This is a genomic window from Eximiradius sp., assembly GCA_937127445.1.
Lineage (GTDB): Bacteria > Bacteroidota > Ignavibacteria > Kapaibacteriales > UBA2268 > JAKIZO01.
Window position 1 is genome coordinate 1 of the sequence record CAKZLY010000009.1, and the last position, 21599, is coordinate 21599.

12 protein-coding genes and 1 pseudogene are annotated in these 21599 nt (G+C 36.8%); 7 read left to right on the forward strand and 6 right to left on the reverse strand.

Annotated features, from left to right (window positions below; genetic code table 11):
• Positions 1–3: 3 nt before the first annotated feature.
• Both AC6QZF_RS01980 and AC6QZF_RS01985 read left to right on the forward strand, forming a co-directional pair.
• The gene (locus tag AC6QZF_RS01980) at positions 4–138 is read left to right on the forward strand and encodes a T9SS type A sorting domain-containing protein (protein ID WP_499798218.1); all 135 of its coding nucleotides are present in this window, start codon (positions 4–6) and stop codon (positions 136–138) included.
• 224 nt (positions 139–362) lie between these two features.
• Positions 363–1874 (forward strand): butyryl-CoA:acetate CoA transferase, encoded by a 1512-nt coding sequence (locus tag AC6QZF_RS01985; RefSeq protein WP_499798207.1) that lies wholly within the window; start codon positions 363–365, stop codon positions 1872–1874.
• Positions 1875–1963: 89 nt separating this feature from the next.
• Here the strand turns inward: AC6QZF_RS01985 and AC6QZF_RS01990 are convergent, their stop codons facing one another.
• Both AC6QZF_RS01990 and AC6QZF_RS01995 read right to left on the reverse strand, forming a co-directional pair.
• Positions 1964–4771, reverse strand: coding sequence for a M16 family metallopeptidase (locus AC6QZF_RS01990; RefSeq protein ID WP_499798208.1), 2808 nt, complete (start codon positions 4769–4771; stop codon positions 1964–1966).
• 64 nt (positions 4772–4835) lie between these two features.
• Positions 4836–5927 (reverse strand): 4-phosphoerythronate dehydrogenase, encoded by a 1092-nt coding sequence (locus AC6QZF_RS01995; protein ID WP_499798209.1) that lies wholly within the window; start codon positions 5925–5927, stop codon positions 4836–4838.
• 105 nt (positions 5928–6032) lie between these two features.
• On the opposite strand from AC6QZF_RS01995, the gene AC6QZF_RS02000 reads away from it, so the two are divergent.
• On the forward strand, positions 6033–6911 hold the full coding sequence (locus AC6QZF_RS02000; protein WP_499798210.1) for a 3-hydroxybutyryl-CoA dehydrogenase: 879 nt from the start codon (positions 6033–6035) through the stop codon (positions 6909–6911).
• 175 nt (positions 6912–7086) lie between these two features.
• Here AC6QZF_RS02000 and AC6QZF_RS02005 read toward each other — a convergent pair whose 3' ends face one another.
• The 4 genes from AC6QZF_RS02005 to AC6QZF_RS02020 all read right to left on the reverse strand — a co-directional run bounded on the left by AC6QZF_RS02005 (position 7087) and on the right by AC6QZF_RS02020 (position 10496).
• A complete protein-coding gene (locus tag AC6QZF_RS02005; protein WP_499798211.1) occupies positions 7087–7620 on the reverse strand; it encodes a hypothetical protein in 534 nt (177 codons plus the stop codon).
• A 71-nt stretch (positions 7621–7691) separates the two neighbouring features.
• A complete protein-coding gene (gene deoC / locus AC6QZF_RS02010; protein WP_499798212.1) occupies positions 7692–8363 on the reverse strand; it encodes a deoxyribose-phosphate aldolase in 672 nt (223 codons plus the stop codon).
• A gap of 4 nt (positions 8364–8367) precedes the next feature.
• The gene (locus tag AC6QZF_RS02015) at positions 8368–9261 is read right to left on the reverse strand and encodes a 4-hydroxy-3-methylbut-2-enyl diphosphate reductase (protein WP_499798213.1); all 894 of its coding nucleotides are present in this window, start codon (positions 9259–9261) and stop codon (positions 8368–8370) included.
• The gene (locus AC6QZF_RS02020; protein WP_499798214.1) at positions 9258–10496 is read right to left on the reverse strand and encodes a C1 family peptidase; all 1239 of its coding nucleotides are present in this window, start codon (positions 10494–10496) and stop codon (positions 9258–9260) included. Before AC6QZF_RS02020 ends, AC6QZF_RS02015 begins: the two co-directional genes overlap by 4 nt.
• A 145-nt stretch (positions 10497–10641) precedes the next feature.
• Between AC6QZF_RS02020 and AC6QZF_RS02025 the strand changes: the two genes are divergently transcribed.
• The 4 genes and pseudogenes from AC6QZF_RS02025 to AC6QZF_RS02040 form a co-directional block, all read left to right on the forward strand.
• Positions 10642–11361, forward strand: coding sequence for a segregation and condensation protein A (locus tag AC6QZF_RS02025; protein ID WP_499798215.1), 720 nt, complete (start codon positions 10642–10644; stop codon positions 11359–11361).
• Between the two features lie 18 nt (positions 11362–11379).
• The gene (gene scpB, locus AC6QZF_RS02030) at positions 11380–12144 is read left to right on the forward strand and encodes an SMC-Scp complex subunit ScpB (RefSeq protein WP_499798216.1); all 765 of its coding nucleotides are present in this window, start codon (positions 11380–11382) and stop codon (positions 12142–12144) included.
• Positions 12144–13244, forward strand: a complete 1101-nt coding sequence (locus AC6QZF_RS02035; protein WP_499798217.1) for a WG repeat-containing protein — start codon at positions 12144–12146, stop codon at positions 13242–13244. The genes scpB and AC6QZF_RS02035 overlap by 1 nt, the downstream gene beginning before the upstream one ends.
• A 305-nt stretch (positions 13245–13549) precedes the next feature.
• A pseudogene (locus AC6QZF_RS02040) lies at positions 13550–21599 on the forward strand (hypothetical protein); the annotation flags it as partial.

The following is a 21599-nucleotide window of genomic DNA, read 5'->3' on the forward strand; positions in this document are numbered from 1 at the left end:
TTGATGCTGCGAGCCCACGACAAAGCACCGAACGGAGTAATAAAGCTCAACGTTAGCGACCTGCCAAGCGGAGTATATTCTGTTATAATCCGCAACGGTGCCACAATCATCAAAGAACGCGCTGTGATTGTGCGATAAAATCGTTGAAATAGAGAAAATGAAAGCCCTGAGCCCACCCTCGGGGCTTTTTATATATTAATTTAATATATAAATTTATGTTTCAAAAGTATCAGTTTGCTATACTTAAAAAAGAAAATTATATCGATAAAAATAAAACTAAATGATATAACATATTCACTAATTTTGTAATTTTGCTGATAAATTATGGGGCAATCCCAATTAGTTAAATATTTGAGGGTATTATGGGACTACGTTTCATAACGGCTGATGAAGCCGCAAGCTATGTGAATAACTGCGATACTGTTGGTTTTAGTGGATTTACTCCCGCCGGAGCTGTAAAAGCTGTTCCGCAAGCAATTGCAAATAGAGCAATTGCCGAGCATAATGCTGGACGCCCTTTCAAAATTGGAATGATAACAGGTGCCTCCACTGGCGATTCGCTCGATGGTTCTCTTGCTCGTGCCGAAGCCGTGCTTTTTCGCACACCATATCAATCAAATGCTGATTTACGAAAGCTAATTAACGATGGCAAAGCTGATTATTTTGACTCTCATTTATCAACCGTTGCTCAAAACCTACGCTACGGCTTTCTCGGCAAAATGCAAGTCGGTATCATCGAAGCTTGCGATGTCTCAGCTGATGGCAAAATTGTGATTACAACAGGTGTTGGAATTACTCCGTCTATTTGCAAAGTTGCCGAAAAGATTATAATCGAGCTTAATCATTATCATCCAAAATCATTGCATGGTATGCACGATATTCATATCGTTGCCGACCCACCGAACCGTCGCGAAATTCCTATCTACAAACCTTCCGATAGAGCTGGCGAAACTGTTATTAAAGTTAATCCTGATAAAATTATTGGTATTGTTGAAACTCATCTTCCTGATGAAGTTGGCGAATTTTCTAAAACTGATGAAATTACTGAAAAAATTGGTGAAAATGTTGCTGAATTCTTGTCCTCGGAATTCAAAAGAGGTCGAATTCCTTCTAGCTTTCTTCCGATTCAATCTGGTGTCGGTAATATTGCCAATGCTGTGCTTGGTGCATTGGGTAGAAACAAAAGTATTCCTGATTTTGAAATGTACACAGAAGTTATTCAAGATTCTGTTATCGAATTGATGAAAGAAGGTAGAGTTCGTTTCGCAAGTGGTTGTTCGCTTACTGTCTCTAACAATAAATTGAAAGAAATTTATGATAATCTCGATTATTTCCATCCACGCATATTACTTAGACCGCAAGAAATTACTAACAATCCAGAAATCGCTCGTCGTTTAGGAATTATTTCTATCAATACTGCTCTCGAGGCAGACCTTTGTGGCAATGTCAACTCAACTAACGTTATGGGACAAAAAATGATGAACGGAATTGGTGGTTCAGGTGACTTTACACGAAACGCCTATATCTCAATTTTTACTTGTCCCTCTGTTGCAAAAAATGGAAAAATCAGCACAATTGTTCCGATGGTTTCGCACGTTGACCATAACGAACATTCTGTTCAGGTTATCATTACTGAATATGGTGTTGCTGATTTGCGTGCTAAATCACCCCAGAAGAAAGCAGAAGAAATTATAAACAACTGTGTTCATCCCGATTACCGCGAGCAACTTCGCGATTATCTTAAAATTTGCGATACTGCCCACACTCCTCAATCGCTTTCAGCTGCTTTTGCTATGCACCTTCATTTTTTACAAACAGGCGATATGCGCGGTATTGAATGGAATAAATACCTCCTCAATGGCAAATGCTACTAATTAATTATCAAATGAAAATATTCACATAGAAAAAAAAAAAAGAGGCTGCCTTTTTCATAAGACAGCCTCTTTTCTTGTGTGGCTTATCATTATTGTTCTGGATTTAGCACAAATTGTATTATTTTGTCTTTCTTCAAATATTGCTTTGCTGCTTCTTTAATATCATTTTTCGTTAATTTATCAATGTTTTCAGTGTATTTTGCTAAACGTCCAACATCTAATTTGTTATAATCAGAATTATAAATATAGTTCAACCAGAAATGATTTTCCTTCTGATTTGTTTCAAATTCTCTTTTCAGAATTTCTTTAACTTTTGTAAAGTTCTCGTCGCTTACATCTTTTGTTTGCATTTCATTAATAACATCGAAAGCACTATTGATAAGTTCTTGAACACGTGTAGGACCTGTCCCGAAAACAATGTTAATATTGTATCTTGGGTTTGGATACTGATTTACTCTATGAATTGCACGTATGCCATACACACCACCTTTGTCCTCACGAATTACTTCACGCAAGCGAATATTGAATACTTCCATCAATGCATTGAGCTTCAATATATTATCTGGATTATAATCAAAATTGTCAGCAAACACAAGTCTAATTGAACTCTTTGGTTCAATTCCTTTAACAACTTCTTTTGTCAAAGGTCCTTTCGCATAATTAACACCTAAATCACGCCATTTTTCGTTACGTTTTTTGTTTGGAAGGCTTGCTATATAAGTTTCAATATATTTTTTCAATTCTTTCATATCGAAATTGCCAACAAAAATAAATGTGAAATCGCTGGCATCAGCAAATCTATCCTTGAAGAACTCAACTGCTTTGTCCAGGTTGACCTTGTCCATATCTTTTGCATTGAGAGGCATATATCTTGGGTGGTAATTGAATAGAATTGCAGTAACTGTATCCTGGAAAACAGTTTCCGGACGACGCTTCGAGTTGCGAATTGATTCTTTCTGACGGCTTACCAACGCTTTAAATGTTTCTTCATCTTTTCTTGGTGCGGTGAAATACAAATGCAGCAACTGGAAGAAAGTTTCAGCATCAGTTGGGGCGTAACTACCGCTAAATCCTTCTGCTAGTTCATCAATGCTTGGACTTATGCTAATGAGCTTGCCGGTAAGCATTTTTTGTAGCTGTGTTGCTGAAAACTCAGAAATACCACCTTCATCTACTATATCTGCTGCAAACATTGCCGAAAGATAGTCTTCGTCCTTTGCAAGTGATGTCCCACCTGGGCTCCACGCACGGAATAGGACCTCGTCGTTTTTGAAATCAGTTTTCTTTGCAAGCACTCTTGCACCATTCGAAAGCTTCATTTCAATAATGTCGAATTTACCAGTTTTCTTTTCTTCGACAATTTTGCCTGGTTTCGGCATTTTCGACATTAACGGTTTGTCTGTTGCATCATCTTTGTATGGTTCTAATTTTGCCGTTGAGACTTTTGCATATAAAGAGCGGATTTCCTGCTCCGTAGGAACTTTAATTTCTGGCTTATCAGGTACGCTTACCAATACTACTTTGTTGCCCTCCGTAATTAATGACTGTGCGTACTTATTAACTTCTTCGATAGTAATCATTGGTAAATATTCTTGATACAATTGATATTCGAATTCAATACCAGGCATACCTTCTTTTTCGTAGAAGTTTCTATAATATTCATCAGCATAATCAGCAGATTTCGTTTTGTCTTTTTCTTTTAATGCACTCTCCATATTCTTCAATGTGGCTTCTTTCACGCGTTCTAATTCTGATTTAGTAAATCCATATTGTTTCATTCTGTATGCTTCCGTAAGAACTGCTTCTAAGCCTTTCAAAATATCATCTGTTTTTGATATAGAAACGACATTAAATGCAGCTAATCCTGCCATAAAATCACCAACTCCTGCTCCCGCAAATAAAAATGGAGGATTAGGTTTACGCATTATTTCCTGTATTCGCATATTAAGCATCTGATTTACTAAATTATCTATAATTCCCTGACGGTAACCACCAAAAGTAGATTGATCCCTGCCCGGAAACTTGTATATTAGTGAAATATTTGGCATTGGGAGCTCTGGGTCTTTTGCAATCGAAACAAGCATTTCCTTGTGTGGTGGTATTGGATAATCAACACGTGGACGGAAATTTTCTGGCATCTGAATTCGTGAGAATTTTTCGCGTATCATCTTTTCTACTTCTACAACATCAAATTCACCTACAGCTATCACAGCCATTAAATCTGGACGATACCACTCCTTGTAAAAACGGAGAAATGCTTCGCGCGAAGCATTTAATATAACTGCTGTATCCCCAATAGGTAATCTTTCTGCGTATTTAGAATTTTTGAAAATATATGGATAATGCTGCTTCATTACTCTTTCCTGAGCACCGCGATATAATCTCCATTCTTCTAATATTACTCCACGCTCTTTTTCCAATTCAACAGGATCAAATGTTACATTATGTGCCCAATCTTCCAGCACTTGAAATCCACGTTCCAGCAATCCAGGCTTATCAAGAGGAATTGTTAGCAGATAATATGTTCTATCGAACCCAGTATTTGCATTCAAATCTGCTCCAAATCGAAGCCCAGTTTCTTCAAGAAAATTAATTAAATCATTCTTTGGGAAATTCTTTGTGCCGTTGAAACACATATGTTCAATAAAGTGTGCAAGCCCCTGCTGATCGTCATCTTCTTGCACAGAACCTGCTTTAATGACTAATCGTAATTCAGCCCTGTTCTCTGGTAATTTGTTGTGGCGTATGTAATACTTCAACCCATTATCCAGTACTCCAATCTTTACATTTGGATCGAATGGAAGTAGTTCGTCCATACTCCTTTGCTTAATAGGCTGAGAAAATGCACTTGTTATGCTTATTGCAAACAATGCAAGGACAAAAAACAATTTTTTCATAAATAAACCCATTTTTATAATAAATGAAACAATAATATTTTATACGTATTTATCCACTTTTTTGTTACAAATTAAACAAAAAGTCATAAAAACATTCTCTTATCTTTGGATACTCTTTTCTCATTTTTTCAAAATTATTTGCAATTGCTTTATCGGAAGCTAATTTTTTGAACTCCTGACATGTTTCGAGAATTCTTTTGTTTTTCAGTAGATTATAAATTTCATCTTTGCTCAATTTAGTTACATCTTTTTTGTTCGAATTGCACTCAATTTCAAGTTGAGAAGTATCTAATTTTACTTGCAATATTCTCTCAAGTTCTTTGGCTAACATTAAACTACCACGTAATTTAGCATCATACGAATGCCCCGCTATATGTGGCGTCGAAATATATGCTGCTGAAACTGCAGTTTCAGAAACATTAGGTTCGTTCATCCAAACATCAGCGACAACTTTAATTTTTCCACTGTTTGCAATTTGAACCCAACTCTTTTCACATACCACACTGCCACGCGAAGTGTGAAGAAGCAAAGCCCCTTCTTTGACTTTTTCAAGTAAATTATAATCCAATAAATTATACGTTTTGTATTTACCACTCAAAGTTAACGGAACGTGATTTGTAAGAATATCTGATACTTGGACAATCTCATTTATTTCTAAATGTGTTTCGTTTAACAACCTTTCTGGACTGTTTTCAAAAAGTGGTGGATCGTTTATAACAACTGTAATTCCTATGTGTTTAGCCATTGTAGCCAAACGTTTACCGACATTTCCATAACCAATTATTCCTAAAATTTTGTTTTTCAAGTTTATATTATTCTCTTCTGCCCAGTTGAGAATACAGAACATACAATATTCTGCAACTGATAACGCATTTGAGCCTATCGCATCAAAGTAAATTATTCCTTGCAAGCTAAGATATTCCTTATCTAAATGCTCCGAACCCGAAGTAGCTGTCCCAACAATCCTTATGTTCGTGCCGTTGAGTAGTTTTTGATTTACCTGAGTAGTAGAACGAACCAACAGAATATTAGCTTTGCTTTGTCGAATAATATCGTTTGTTAACGTTCTACCTTCAAACTTATACACCTCACCAATTTGGTCTAATATTTCAGGCAATAACGGTATATTACTATCAATTAGAAAGCGATATTTCATATAATTGTTACTATTTTTTACAAAAATATAAAATATCTGATTAATGATTCACGTTTAATGTTTAGTTTTAACAAAATTTATTATAAACATTCATTTCGGGAATTTATGGAAATCACAAAAATTTTAGTTATCGGTGCTGGCACAATGGGTAATGGAATTGCTCACGTTTTTGCTCAGCACGGCTTTGATGTTGTTATGAGCGATATATCCGAAGCAGCATTGAAAAATGCTCTTGCAACAATCGAAAAAAATATGTCCCGCCAAATCGCAAAAGGCAAACTAACGGAAAACGAAAAATCATCTGCTCTTGCAAGAATTTCAACTACTACCGATTTTTCTTCGGCTTCCGATGCCCAATTAGCAATCGAAGCTGCTACCGAAAACAAAGAACTAAAATTTAATCTTTTCAAACAAATTGACGAATTAATTAACAAAGATGCGATTCTGGCTTCCAACACTTCTACTATTTCTATCACTGAAATTGCCTCGAAAACTTTCCGCCCCGAAAAAGTTATTGGTATGCATTTTATGAACCCAGTCCAAATGATGAAACTCGTTGAAATAATTCGTGGGCTTGCAACAAGCGACTATGTCTTTCATTCTGTTTATGAACTTAGCAAAAAAATTGATAAAATTCCTGTCGAGGCAAACGACTACCCCGGCTTTATTGCTAACAGAATACTTATGCCACTGATTAATGAAGCAATCTTTGCGCTTATGGAAGGTGTCGGAACAGTTCAAGCAATTGATGAGGTTGCAAAACTTGGCTTTTCTCACCCGATGGGACCGCTTATGCTTGCTGATTTAATCGGTTTGGATACTACTTTGTCTATTATGGAAGTGCTTCATAAAGATTTAGGCGACCCACGCTTCCGTCCTGCACCATTATTGCGTAAGTTAGTTGCTGCGGGCTATCTTGGTCGAAAATCTGGCAACGGTTTCTACAATTACTCAGGCGAAATGCCGCTGCCAAATAAGTTTTAGCGGATTAATAAAAACATTTATAAATAATTTTAAACAGGTTAAATGGAAGAGCAAATCATTTTATGATATTTACTAAGAAATTACATTGTCATTTACTATCAAAAAATGAATTACTAATAAAAAAGGCTACTCACAAACAGGTAGCCTCATATTTTCAATAATCTTGCGATTATTCTTAATATTGCTCTTTTGGTTTTTTCCCTATATTCTGCTTGACTCTTTCGAGCAAAGCAAGTTCTAAAATACCATTAGAACGCCAAAAATGAACCTTACCAGTTACATACGATTCAAATCCACTCATTTCGCTTGTCAATATTAAATGTATGTTCTTTTCTCCTTTTTCCTGAATGATAAATTTGTATTGCATACGTCCATTATCCCATTTTCCCGCACGAATAAAAGGCATATCTAAACTGTATTTCCTCAAAACGTTAAAAGTTGTGTCGCCCATAGCAAAAACGCAAAAATCCGACTGAGCTACTCCACGATATAGCCCTTCGTCGTTCATTCTTGTGTTTTTATTCATTAAATTGCAGCCAATCTCTTCAAGCGAGTAAAGCACTGCATTCCATATTTCATCAAAAGTGTTTTGAAAATCTTCTTCGTATTTTTCCTTATAAAACTCATATCCTTTCGGCACTTTCTGTTCTTGTGCATAAGTTGGAGCAAAAATTATAAGGAAAATAAATATTAGTAACACCTTTTTCATATCAACTCCCAAGGGAATTTTTAAATATTTTAACGATAAATTAACACAATGGTTACAATTTTGCAAATGAATTAAGCAAAATTTGTAATTAATTCAACTCCTGAGCTTGTTCCAATTCTTTCAGCACCTGCTTCAATCAATTTTAAAGCAAAGTCAACCGTTTTTATTCCTCCCGATGCCTTAATTTTAACTTTTGGGTCGCAATATTTTCTCATTAGCTCGATATCTTCAATTGTTGCGCCCATTTTGGCAAAACCTGTTGAGGTTTTAATAAAATGACCACCAGAATTTGATACAATCTTGCAAGCTTCGATTTTTTCTGCTTCTGTTAGCAATGCAGTTTCAATTATTATTTTTACCAGAGCTTTTGCTTCGCTGCTGAGCCGGACAATTTCAGAAATTTCTTTCTCAACGAAGCTGTAATTTTTTTCTTTCAATTTACCTATATTTATCACCATATCAAGTTCCGATGCACCCGCAAGCAATGCCATCCCTGCTTCGTAGAACTTCACATTCGAAATGTTTGCTCCGAGCGGAAATCCAACAACAGTTGCAATACTAATCTTGCTGTTTTGTAGCAGATTTTTGCAAAGTTCAATATTGCAAGGATTGACGCACACAGCAGCAAAATTATATTTGATAGCATCCTTGCAAAGCACCCTAATGTCATTTTCTGTTGCATCGGCTCGTAATAAAGTGCTATCAATATATTTCGCAAATTCTTCTTTTGTTTTTGGTGTCATAAAATTATCCTTCATTATTAAATTTATTGTCTAATATTTTTTTTAATTTTTCCATATACCACTGTGGTGTGCTTGTCGCACCAGTAATTCCTATAGATCTGTATTTTGAAAGTTCATCTATTTGTAATTCTCTTATATCTTCTATGAAAATTGTGTTTTGATTTGCTTTCTTCGCTATTTCAAATAATATTTTCCCGTTTGATGAGTTCTTCCCAGCAACAAAAATTACTAATTCGTGCTCTTGTGCAAATTCGATTAATTTTTGCTCCCGTTTCGAGACAAACTTACAGATAGTATTTTTTGAGACAAAATAATTGTTGGCGTCGTCGCCATATTTTGCTTTGAAAAGCTCAAAAATTTCTTCCGAAAGCTTACAAAAAGTTGGCTTATCCATTGTTGTTTGCGAAAATAGCACTGTCTTTCTTGATAAATCAACATTAGCTTTTGCTTCGTCAAAATTTTTCACAACAAGGCACTCATCATTGCACACCCCACGCAATCCAATTACTTCTGCGTGGTCTCTCTTCCCAAAAATTATTATTTGCCAGCCTTCATCGTAATACTTCTTGACAGACCTTTGCAATGCACGAACAAGCGGACAGGTAGCATCGATTACTTCTATATTGAGTGACGCCGCTTTTTCATAAGTGCTGGGTGGTTCGCCGTGTGCGCGTATAACAACTACAGAATTATCTTTGTCTATTCTATCAAAGTCCTTATGTTCTATTGTCTTAAGTCCAATATTTTCAAGCCGTTCCGATTCTTTCGGATTGTGAATTATTTGCCCCAGAACATATACCTGCTTGCCACGGCATTCCCCTAAAGCCGTTTCTACTTTATCGATTGTCTGGACAACACCCCAGCAGAATCCCGCTGAACTATCAATATCAATTATCATTTTTCTGTCTTATTTTTATCAAACTTTTCCAGTAATTTCTTTGCTGCCTCTTTATGCATCATACAATTAACCATCTTTAACTTTACATAATCAAAATGATAAAAATAATATCCTTTGTTTTCTCCGTTTCTTGCACCGCTCCCTGAATCTTTAATTAAAAACCATGTATCATTTGCAGTTTCTTTTATTCCAACTATATGTATCCCGTGGTCATCGCCCGTAGTCCCATTCGAAAATCTAAATTGCCGAGCGTAATCATCTATATAACTCGAAGGAATATCATACGATGGCACCATCGCCACATCTTTAAAAGAATAATAGCCACTTTCAGATACATCCCCACCGATGGTAACAGAATATCCATTCCGAACAGCATCTTTTATCGTTCCAATAAAATCATCGACAGGTACATTTAAATATGTATCGCATCTCCACCAATTATCAGGAACATCGTACAATGCTTTCTTCCAAAAACCTTCTTGTAATAAGGACATTATGTCAACGTAATCATTGGTGTTTATTTTACATACATTTTTCAAAAAATCTTGCGGCGTGTATTCTTTACCATCAAAGCTGAATTTTGTTGGAGGTTCGCCCATATACGAATTTAGTATATTCCTTATAGTTTGTAGCACAACTTCCTCGTTCCAGAAACAATTTTTCTTAACAAAATTTAAATACGTGTTCATTTCTTCAAACATTTTCTCGTGATTATGATACTTTTGTCCTGGCTTCATACCAGTATAAGCAGATGCTGGTACACACCCGTAATTTTCGAAAACATGTTTCAACGCATTTGCTTGTGAACCCTCGTTAAAATGAGAAGCACCCTTTTGTCGCACAAACCGCCGAGCTTTCTCTACATACTCCCAATACACTGTATACATTTCGGAAAGTTTTAGTTTCCTATTTGTAATTCTGAATATTTCACTTTCGAAAAATGATGTTGCAGCGAAGCTCCAACACGTGCCTGTCGCACCCTGCGAAATTGGTTCGTTGTGCCATATTTGTTTGAATTCATCTATCTTTTTGGGTAGTTCAATCCCCGTAAAATCCATTTTGAAATCTAATTTTTTGGGTTTTTCTTTTGTTTCAAATTCAGAAATGCCTTTTTTTATCTCATCCCAGAATGGATTTGTATATTCTGTCATAATTCCTTTGTCTCGGCGATCCTGAGCATGTATAATTAATGTCATTATACACAAGGCAACAAAAATTCTAATTACGGATTTCATTACTACACCTATAATTATTGTAATTAATTAGTTTCTCCAAAATTAAATAAAAAATTGAAAAAATGATTTGTTTAATTTAGATGAACGACCTAATAGATTAATTTTTTTTCTGTAATTTTGTAATTGATTTTTTAAGTGGCGATTTATGTATAAAATTAAACTACCAGATTTCGAGGGGCCTTTCGACCTGCTTCTGTATTTTATAAAGCGGGATGAGATAAATATTTATGATATTCCTATTTCGAAAATTACCGAAGAATTTCTAAACTATATTAGATTAATGAAGTATTTCGATTTAGAACTTGCTGGTGAATTTATTTTAATGGCGTCTAATCTTATGTATATTAAATCTCAAATGCTTCTGCCAAGAAATATTGACGATGAAGGGGTGGAACTCGACGATCCACGCAAAGAACTTGTTCAGAAAATACTTGAATATAAACAATTCAAAGATGTTTCTGCCGAACTTGCTCAAAAAGCAGAAGCCACCCGTTACCATTACTATCGTGAGCTTTTCGATGCTGAATATTCGCAGGTCGAAGGCGAAAGTATTTATAAAAATGCTACACTTTTCGATCTAATGCGGGCTTTTCAAAACGTTCTGACTCGGGCAAAACAGACGGACGTTCACTATGTGGTCGAAGTTTGCAACGTTACGGTAGAAGAAAAAGTTGCATACCTTCAAAAACTACTCAAAGCCAAGCCAAGAGTGAGCTTTTACGAGACTGTCCGAAACCAATCTCGGCCTCATATAATTGTTACTTTTCTTGCAATTCTCGAAATGCTTAAATTGCAACTTATTTTCATCTATCAAGAATCCCATTTTGATGATATTTCGATTTCATTACGTTCAAGTAATAACTAATTCTATTTTTGGTGAAATATGGAAAAAAACGGCAATTTATTTTTACAACTTCCTCGCGAAGAACAAAAAGCAATAATCGAAGCAATTATTTTTGCCAGCGACGACATTGTTACTTTCAAAACGTTATATAAATTGCTAATTACAAACGAAAGCCTTCCTCCTGTCGAACTGAACGAAAAAAGTTCTGACGACGAACTTACTCTTGATGATGAAATTGCCAAAAGCATTAACTTTACTCCTGAAATCCTTGACGAAATGATTCGCGATATTAATCAAGATTTAATCAATACCGGAAGACCTTATCAGATAGTTAACTACGCAAACGGTTATCAATTTGCTACCCTAAGTCATTACGGACAATATATATATGATTTCTTAAAGTCCAAAACTAAACGCCGCCTTTCTCAAGCAGCCTTAGAAACGTTGGCAATTATTGCATATCGTCAGCCAATTACAAAAGCAGAAGTTGAGCAAATTCGTGGTGTAAATTCAGGCGAGATTATCAACTCCCTTGTTGAGAAAAACCTTGTCCGTATTGTTGGACGCAAAGAAGTTCTGGGGAAGCCTTTGCTTTTCGGTACCACTCAGGATTTCCTGAAAATTTTTGGACTTCGCTCGCTTGAAGATTTGCCAAAGCTTAGAGAAATTGATGAAATTGCTGAAGAACTTGCCCATCCACAAAAAGAAGAAGAAACAGTTACTTTCTCAATTTCCAAGGAAGAAGCAGATAAAATTTTGCGTGCATCTTCAAAATTCAAGTTGGATAATCAGGATGATCTATAATGAAAAAGTTATTCCTTTTGCTTGTTTTTGTTTGTAATGCTGTTTTTGCTTATCCACCTGTGCCATTTGTTCAAGATGGAAAAATCGGCTATATCGATTCATCGGGCAAAATTGTAATAGAACCGAAGTTTGATACTCCATTTCATAAATTATATTTAGTCTTTGAACAAGACTCCTTCCCATCGTTTGAATTCCCCGATTGGGCTTATTTTTCCGAGGGCAAAGCTACTGTTCGCATTGCAAAAAAAATTTGGTTCTACACTTATGGTTATAAATACGCTGTAATTAATGAAAAAGGGGAATATGTATTCGAACCTACTGAGGATATTATCGGCAAGTTTCAAAACGGGGTTGCTCCTTATCAAAATTTGATGAAAACAGCAGAATATGTTCACGGCGAAAAATTCGGTATGATAAACTCTGCAGCCGAAGTATTTATCGAACCAAAATACGACTATATCAGCCATTTCAGCAATAACCGCGCGTTAGTGCGTAAAGGCGAAAAATACGGTTATATTAACAACACCGGTGAACTTGCGATTCCTTTCCTTTTCATTGATGCTGGTAAATTCAACAATGGCATTGCTTTTACAAAAAGTAGTAAATTATATGGTTATATAGATACAACCGGCAATTACATTATTCCTGAAAAATTCGAGAAAGCTTGGGATATTGTTGATGGAATTGCCCGCTATTTCGATGGCAATCTATTCTCTTTCTTGAAATTCGAATATAAAGGTGAATACATTAACATTTCGCAACTTACTGCTAATAAATTTATCGATGCAAGCGATTTTTCCGAAGGTTTGGCTTGTGTCAGAGATATTAATAATAATTTGTATGGCTTCATCGACAATCACGGAAAATACACAATCGAACCCCAATTCCTCTATGCAGCTCCTTTTCAAGAAGGACTGGCTGTTGCAAAAAAGGATAAATATTTCGGCTTTATTGACAAATCTGGAAAATTCGTAATCCCACCCGAATACGACTTCGCCCAGAATTTTTATAATGGTGTAGCAAAAGTCTGGAAGAACAAAAAGCTGCTACTTATTAATAAAAATAATACTAAAGTTTACTCGTTTACCCTTATATATTAGTTTTACAGTTTTTTATAATGTAAGATATTCTTAACAAAAAAATATAAAAATTTTATTTGTTCGTTTTTTTTTTAAATTTTTTTTTTGTAATTTTATCTTGATTTTTCTATTGGGGATGTATTAGTTTCGCTGGTTCAAGTAGTTTTCTTTGTTATATTATTGGAAATGTTAATAAAAACTTTGTTTTCATTAAAAATTTTTGTATTATAATAATGATTTTTTGAACGCTGTTAAGTTATGTTAAACTTAGAAAAAAGAGAATTATTATAGTAATTGTTTTTGTTATACTATTTATGGAGTTTTAAATGAAAAACCTTTTGCAACGCTTTTTCTTATTTGGCGTTGTAGCATTTCTGGCAAGCGTAGCTTTGAACGCACAAGTTCAAATTGGACCAATCAACTATCCTACCCTCAAAGCTGCGTTTGATGCTATCAATAATGGTGTTCATACCGGTAATATCACAATTAACATCACCGGTAATACCACCGAAACTGCTACTGCTGTTCTGAACCGTTCCGGTTCAGGTGCTGCAAGCTACACTGCTGTAAATATTTACACAGATGGCTTAGACACTGTTTTTGGCGCTGCTTCTGTTACGCCTGTTGTGCGTTTAGCAGATGCCGACAATATCACAATTGACGGTCGTATCGGGCAAACAGGTTTAACAAATTCGCTTACTTTTGCTACGCTCAATACCTCCGGAACCATTATCTGGGTAGATTCAACTGCTGGCGGTAACGGCGCTAAAAACATACTTATCAGAAATGTCAATATCCTTGGTGCTTCCGGTTCAACTACAAACTATGGTATAAACTTCTCCGCTTCTTCTTCACAAACTACTGCTACAGCTGGTTTCGGAAATATTCAGGTTTTATACTGTAATTTTGCTCGTGTGTATTATGGAATAAATTTCCGTGGTAGTACTACTGCAGCCCAATACGCAACTAACGTTGTTTTCAATTTCAACAATTTCGGTGCAAATGCCACACCAACAATGTTTAACTACTATGGAATTTATGTTTCTGGTACCTTAAACGCAGAAATCAGAAATAACTATTTCTCTTACAATACTACAACAGCTAATTACGGCATTTATGTTGCTTCATCAAGCAATCCAAATGTTTCTAACAACACATATGAGAATGTGACTGGATCTTCATCGCTTTACTTTATTTATGGTAGCTCTGTCACTGGAATGACTGCTAATTACAATATTGCAAGAAATATTGTTGGTACGTCTAGCCTATTCTATAATATTTATATTTCAACAGGCTCAAATTCAACTATTATCGGCAATCTTTTCGAGAACGTTAATGTTACAAGTACAATTTATGGAGTATATATTTCTTCTGCGGCTGGTTCAGTAGTGCATTCTAACATTGGAAGAAATGTTAGCTCCTCTGGCAGTACTTTCTACGGTGTTTACATTTCAACTGGCTCACCTGTTACAATTACGAACAACTTATTTGAAAGTCTTAATATTTATGGTACACTTTATGGAGTATATATTTCAAGTGGTAATAACTCGGTTATTCAAAATAATATTATCAGAAATGCTGTTACAAGTTTTGGCACTTTCTATGGTATTTATTTATCTACTGTTGCTAATGGTTTAGTTGATAATAATAGAATTGAAAATATTACTGCATATTATTCAATAGGTGGTATGTACTTTTCCTCCGTTACAGCTTCTCGTATTACAAACAATATTATACGTGATTTGACACAAACTTATGCTTTTACTGCTTATTATCAAGTCGGTATGTTATTTTTGAGTGGTTGTAATAGCGATACTATTGCCAATAACGTTATTGCGAGAATTCAAGGAAATGTTACAAGTGCCAACAGTGCTATGTACAGCCCATCGGGTATCCAAATTCAAGCTGGTTCAAACTACGCAATATGGCACAACTCAGTGTATTTGAACGGTACTCGCTCAAACGCTATTCAAATATTGCCTGCTGCATTAACTGTTACTTCTACTTCTGTTACTAACCTTAATATCCGCAATAACGTATTCGCAAATTCATACGTCAGCCCTAATGCAGCATCTAAATCATACGCTATTTATCTTGCAGGCACTGCAAATATTTCAGCCATTAATTACAATGATTACTACGTTTCCGGTCCTAACGCTGTTTTGGGCTTCTTAGGTGTTGATGCAACAGACATTATTGCCTGGCGAGGACTTTCAGGTCAAGATGTTAACTCAATATCAGCAGATCCGATTTTCAATGGTTTTACAAATCTAAGACCGTATACTGGTTCTCCTCTTGTTACTGCTGGCATTCCAATTCCTTTTGTCAGTACAGATATTACAGGTGTTGCTCGTAGCACTGCTACTCCTACAATTGGTGCTTACGAAGAAGCAGGTGATTTTGATGCTCCCGACGTATTCTTTACAAACTTGCCCAATGCAGGCGCAGGTGTCCCATCGAATACTTTAATAGCAACAATTTCAGATGTAAGCGGTGTCGACACCCTCAATATGCCACGTTTATATTTCCGCAAGTCCTCAAATGCAAATACATTTATCGATAATACTAACGCTACAAATGGCTGGAAATTTGTATTAGCCACACCTCTCGGTGGGAATCAGTATCAATTTGTAGTTGACCATAATCTATTATTTGGTGGCCTTGCCCAAGGCGATACTGTTCAGTATTTCATCGTTGCAAGCGACAATTTCACAAATCGTAATATCGGGGTCTATGGCGCGACTCTGGCAACCCAGATTACCTCTGTCGCTCTTGCTTCAGCAAATTTCCCTGCTTCAAATCTTAGCTATTTTTATCGTGTCCTACCATCATTTAGTGGCGATGTAGAAGTCGGTGCAGGGCAAACATTCACAACTCTTACTGGAAGCAATGGTTTGTTTGCTTCTCTTAACAATGCAGTTATCACTGGCAACCTTACTATTAAAATTGTATCCAATATTGACGAACCTGGAACAGTTGCTCTTGGTGAAATTGCATCGAGTGGTGGCATATTTAGTATTACTATTCGCCCGTGGGGTGCTCCTCGCACTCTCTCGTTCAACAAAGATGGTGCTTGCTTGTTGTTCAATAGTACTGATAGATTGATTATAGATGGGCGCCTCTCTGGATTCCCCGGTAATTCATTGACTATAACAAACACTGTTCGTACTACTGCTCATCAAATGATACACATTGCAGGGACTGCTACTAATGGTGCTACAAATATTATGATCCGCAATGTAAATATTAGAGCCGGACATCCTGCCATTAACAATACTACAGCCAGTTACGGTATCCTTGTTGCAACTTCCGCAATCGCTCAAGTTGGAACAAACCATAATATTACTATTATGGAAAATAAAATCGAAAGAGCTTATTATGGTATTCGTATAATGGGTGCTTCTCCTGGGCTTAATGGTATTGTGATCACCAAAAACTATATCGGCAACGATATCGATACTTTAACTGTCGTTTTCAAAGGCATTCATCTAGAAAATACAAACTCCGCTCAAATTACTTATAACACTCTAAGAAATATCAAAGTTAATACATCAGTTAATATCGCCGCAATCGATCTTGCTAGCGGCACATTCAACAATACTTACATCTACGGCAACAAGATCCAAGGAGTTGCTAATCCAGCTTCCGGAGGTTGGGGTGCTTATGGTATTAATGTTGCATCATCTACTACTTACAACACCTACATTTTTAACAATATGATTTCCGATGTAACGACAATGAATTACTCTTCATCTTCGACGGTATACAATCCATTCGGTATTAGAGTTACCGGTGGCGTTGGCTATTACGTCTATCACAACACGATTGATATGTCCGGTACCATGGCAAATGTAGGTAGCTCGGCAAGTATGAGTGCTTGCGTCCTTGTTACTTCAACAGCTGTTGACTCAGTATTTTTGCGTAATAATATTTTTGTGAATAGAACAATCCACAATATTGCAGGTTCTCGCTCATACATCTATTTCCTTCCATCTTCTACCTGGACAGGTGTAAAGTATTGTGATTACAATCATTATTTCATTGGTGGTAACTATCCATTTTTTGCAAATTATTTAGGTCAAGTAATCAACACATTTGCTGCATGGAAAACAGCCGTTGCCCCGATAGACTCCAACTCAACTTATGGTAACGTAACGTTTGTTGGTGTTCGTAATGCTTATATTGGTGTTCCTTCAGTTGGCGATCCTCTGCTTATCAAACCTACATTTACTGGTATGCCAGACGAAGATATTGACGGCGAATTCCGCGACGCACTTACAAACTACGCCGGTGCAGATATTGCCATCCCAACTGGCTTCGATATTGCTGAGGACCTACCATTCACTCTTCTAAAGGGCGGTGATCCATTCTCACTTTCGTTCCAACCAATTATGTTAGGCTTTGTTGATGAAGTTAACCGCGGTGTTGTTATTGGCGATGCAGGTATTTATCAGTACGAGTGGTTCTACAATAATGCACCACTTTCAAGCACTCCCGGTGTCCGAGAAGTTAACAGAAATTCAGTTAACTTCATCAATCCTGCTTCCAACTTATCTGGCAGCTACTATGCTACAATAACTTATGGCTCAACTACTCTGACAACTAATGTTTGCCAGTTAACAATCGATCCATTGCAGCCAACGCTGCTTGCTCCTGCTAACGATACTGACAACCAGCCTCTTACTGTAATGCTCCAATGGACTAGCGTTGCAGCAGCTACTTCTTACCAAGTTCAGGTTTCTACTTCACCACTCTTCACTACAACCGTATTCGATACTATTGTTACAACTAATTCTGTGGTGCCATCTGGCTTGACTTACTCAACTACTTACTTCTGGCGTGTTGCTGGTCGTCAAGGTACAACTGCAGGTATATGGACACAGCCTTGGGGATTTACTACTCGCGTTGCTATTTATCCGTGCGTTCTAATTTCTCCAACAGAGGGGCAAACATTTGTAGAAGTAAATCCTCAGCTTGTTTGGCAACAAAATGTGGATGCTACTTCATACAGAGTACAAATTTCTACAGATATTGCCTTCCAAAATATTGTTCTCGATACTACAACAACTGATTTTGTCTATACTTCTCCTGTAACATTACAGTATCTTACAACTTACTACTGGCGTGTTCAAGGATTGAATCCTCCTTATCAAAGCGATTGGAGCGTTATACGTTCTTTCTTCACTCGTCCTGCTATATACACGCCTACTCTTGTTTATCCTGCTAATAATGCTACTAAGATACCAATTAATCCACGTCTGCGCTGGAATGCTGCTAATGGCGCTACTTCCTACAATATAGTTGTTTGGAAAGATTCTGTGAATACTACTCCGATTGTCAATACTGTCGTTGCTGATACATCATATTTGCTGCAAAATCTCTATGGTGAAACTAACTACTTCTGGCGAATTCAAGGCTTGAACCCAACTCACCAATCTGAATGGTCAGATATAAGAAAATTCACAACTAAGATTATTTTCTGGGGTCCTGTTGTTCAAGATACTATTACTGTTGGTACAGGGACTTCAACTGCTACTTATCCTTTCTATACATTCTATATGGATTCCCGTATGCAGACAATTATGCTTGCTTCTGAACTCGGCAGCTTGACTGGTGCAATTACCGCGATAGCATACAACGTTGCTTCAGTTGCTACTCAACCTATGTATGGTTTTACAGTTAAAATGAAAAATACAACAGCTACAACAGTTGGTACCGAATTCGATAACGTTGGGCTAACAACCGTATACTACAATAACGGCGAAGTTGTTTCTGCAACAGGTTGGAAATATATCCAACTTCAAACTCCTTTTGCTTACGACCCAACAAGGAACTTACTTATCGACATATGCTTCGATAACGCAAGCTACACTTCGAATTCAACTGTTTATTCTCACACTACAGCGGCAAATCTTACATTACACAGATATGCTGACCTCAGTTCAGGTAACGGTTGTGTTGACTTATCTTCATCAAATGCAGGTGGTCAATATACAAATCGTCCTAACACCCGTATTATTGGCTACGCGGATGGCTGGTTAAGTCCAAAGTTGCTTCAACCACTGAATAATGCAGTTAATGTTATAGTTAGTCCAACTAATTTTGTTTGGGGCTCTCTCGAAGATGCTTCCTCATATCAAATTCAAGTTGCAACAGATTCAAACTTTGCAAACCTTGTGATAAATTACACTACTGCAGACACAACTCTAAGCGCTACAAACTTGTCATATATTACTACTTACTACTGGCGTGTCCGTGGTATTAACATACATCAAAATAGTGTTTGGTCAGCTACTAGTAAGTTTACAACACGTCCAGCAATATTTCCAATCGTTCTTGTTGCCCCGATAAATGGTGCTCAATATATCCCAATGACTCAAACATTTATTTGGAGACCAGAATCAAATGCAACTGGGTATCAATTGCAAGTTTCAACTTCTCCAACATTTGCAACTACATTGCTCGACTATACTACCCCAGACACAAGCTATATATTTACAACAATTCCAAACACGACTATCTATTGGAGAGTTCGTGGTGTGAACGCTACAAATACAGGCGAATGGTCATCTGTTTGGTCATTTACAACAATTCCAAACGTTTACCCACCAATCCCGCTCGATCCATTCAGCGGTTCGACAAATGTTAATCCAAGTCCTGTGTTTGTATGGTCTGCAATCGGTAATGCTACCGGCTATTCATTCCAAATAGCTATGGATCCATTGTTTAATACAATGGTCGATATGTATACCGGTGCTGATACTACCTATCGTGTATGGGGTCTCGAAGGTGGAACAACATACTATTGGCGTGTCCGTGCATTCAATTCAACAGATGTTAGTGATTGGTCAGGCACTTCTTCGTTTACAACAATTAATATGATTGCTGATTTGCAAGTTGGAACAATTGGTACAACTACATCCTATCAAATCCCACTTAATCGTTACTATGATAATAGCATTAGCGATGTGATCTACCTGCAAAGCGATCTCGGTAGCGGTCAAAAAGTAATCAAATCATTAGCATATTATAAGACACAAGGCAGCAACCTTGATCCAATTGTTGATGTTCATATTTATATGCGTCATACAACTTCTTCAACAGTTACTACGGGCACTGTTATCAGTGGAACATCTCCATATCCACCAACATTGCCTGGATATCAGCGTGTATTCAGTGGCAATTTCCCGAATGACTCACTAACAGGTTGGATGAAAGTTAACTTAGATTCCTTCTTTGTTTACAATGGTACTGATAACTTAGAAATCCTTGTAGCAAAAGGTTTTCAAAGTTGGATTTCTACCTCAATATGTCCATACTACGCAATTTCTGCTGTTTCTGCTCCACGAACTGCATATGTATATCAAGATGGTATAATGCCGACAGCTACTCTATATACTATGAACAATATCCCAGTAACTCGCTTTGAGTTTGTATCATCTTCAGTTGATGCACCTATTCTGCTTTCACCACCTAACAACGATATTAACCGTCCATTGATAAACAACTTAGTATGGGATGTGGTACCTGGCACAGTTTATTATAGAGTGCAGGTAGCAACAGATATGAATTTCAATAATACATTTGTTAATGCACTTACATCATCGACTAACTACGTTGTATCGGGACTGGATTATGGCACAACATACTACTGGCGAGTAAAATCTATACACGATACAGCAACTTCATCTTGGTCTGCTGTGTGGAAGTTTACTACGCTTTATCCAAGTTTAACTCAACCGACATTAATATCTCCTCCAAACAATGCTATAAATGTAGTTTACACACCTAATATACCGTTATCTTGGTCATCAGTGCCATATACTGTGAACTATACAGTACAAATATCAATAGACTCATTTGCTACAGTACTTGCTCAGGGTACATTTGCTAATACTATTACGCAGGTATTTTTCACAGGTGCTCAGCCGAATACCCTATATTATTGGCGAGTAATAGCTTCAAATCCGAGCGATACAGCATACTCAAATATTTGGAACTTTAGAACAATTCCGCTGGTAGTTCCACCAACATTGGTTTCGCCAGCCGACAGTTCAATGAATGTTCCTGTAGTTGCAACATTACAATGGACGCCTGTAACACCTAGCATTGGATACCATGTTCAGGTTACAGCAATTCCAAATGTCTTTGCTAACCTAATTGTGAATGATACAGTCACTTCTACGAGTATATCAGTTCAGCTACAGCCTAATACAGAATATTGGTGGAGAGTACGAACAGTACGTTCAGACACAGTATCTGGTTGGACAAATGTTTGGTACTTTAAGACGATTGGCCCAATCACACAAACCTTCCCGTTGGTAAACGGCTGGAATATGATAAGTGCGAACGTAGAACCGGTAAGCACATCAATTC

What these genes read in the sequence shown, in the direction of transcription:
- AC6QZF_RS01980 (WP_499798218.1), top strand. Translation starts at nt 4, where the DNA reads ATGCTGCGAGCCCACGACAAAGCACCGAACGGAGTAATAAAGCTCAAC.
- AC6QZF_RS01985 (WP_499798207.1), top strand. Translation starts at nt 363, where the DNA reads ATGGGACTACGTTTCATAACGGCTGATGAAGCCGCAAGCTATGTGAAT.
- AC6QZF_RS01990 (WP_499798208.1), bottom strand. Translation starts at nt 4,771, where the DNA reads ATGAAAAAATTGTTTTTTGTCCTTGCATTGTTTGCAATAAGCATAACA.
- AC6QZF_RS01995 (WP_499798209.1), bottom strand. Translation starts at nt 5,927, where the DNA reads ATGAAATATCGCTTTCTAATTGATAGTAATATACCGTTATTGCCTGAA.
- AC6QZF_RS02000 (WP_499798210.1), top strand. Translation starts at nt 6,033, where the DNA reads ATGGAAATCACAAAAATTTTAGTTATCGGTGCTGGCACAATGGGTAAT.
- AC6QZF_RS02005 (WP_499798211.1), bottom strand. Translation starts at nt 7,620, where the DNA reads ATGAAAAAGGTGTTACTAATATTTATTTTCCTTATAATTTTTGCTCCA.
- deoC (WP_499798212.1), bottom strand. Translation starts at nt 8,363, where the DNA reads ATGACACCAAAAACAAAAGAAGAATTTGCGAAATATATTGATAGCACT.
- AC6QZF_RS02015 (WP_499798213.1), bottom strand. Translation starts at nt 9,261, where the DNA reads ATGATAATTGATATTGATAGTTCAGCGGGATTCTGCTGGGGTGTTGTC.
- AC6QZF_RS02020 (WP_499798214.1), bottom strand. Translation starts at nt 10,496, where the DNA reads ATGAAATCCGTAATTAGAATTTTTGTTGCCTTGTGTATAATGACATTA.
- AC6QZF_RS02025 (WP_499798215.1), top strand. Translation starts at nt 10,642, where the DNA reads ATGTATAAAATTAAACTACCAGATTTCGAGGGGCCTTTCGACCTGCTT.
- scpB (WP_499798216.1), top strand. Translation starts at nt 11,380, where the DNA reads ATGGAAAAAAACGGCAATTTATTTTTACAACTTCCTCGCGAAGAACAA.
- AC6QZF_RS02035 (WP_499798217.1), top strand. Translation starts at nt 12,144, where the DNA reads ATGAAAAAGTTATTCCTTTTGCTTGTTTTTGTTTGTAATGCTGTTTTT.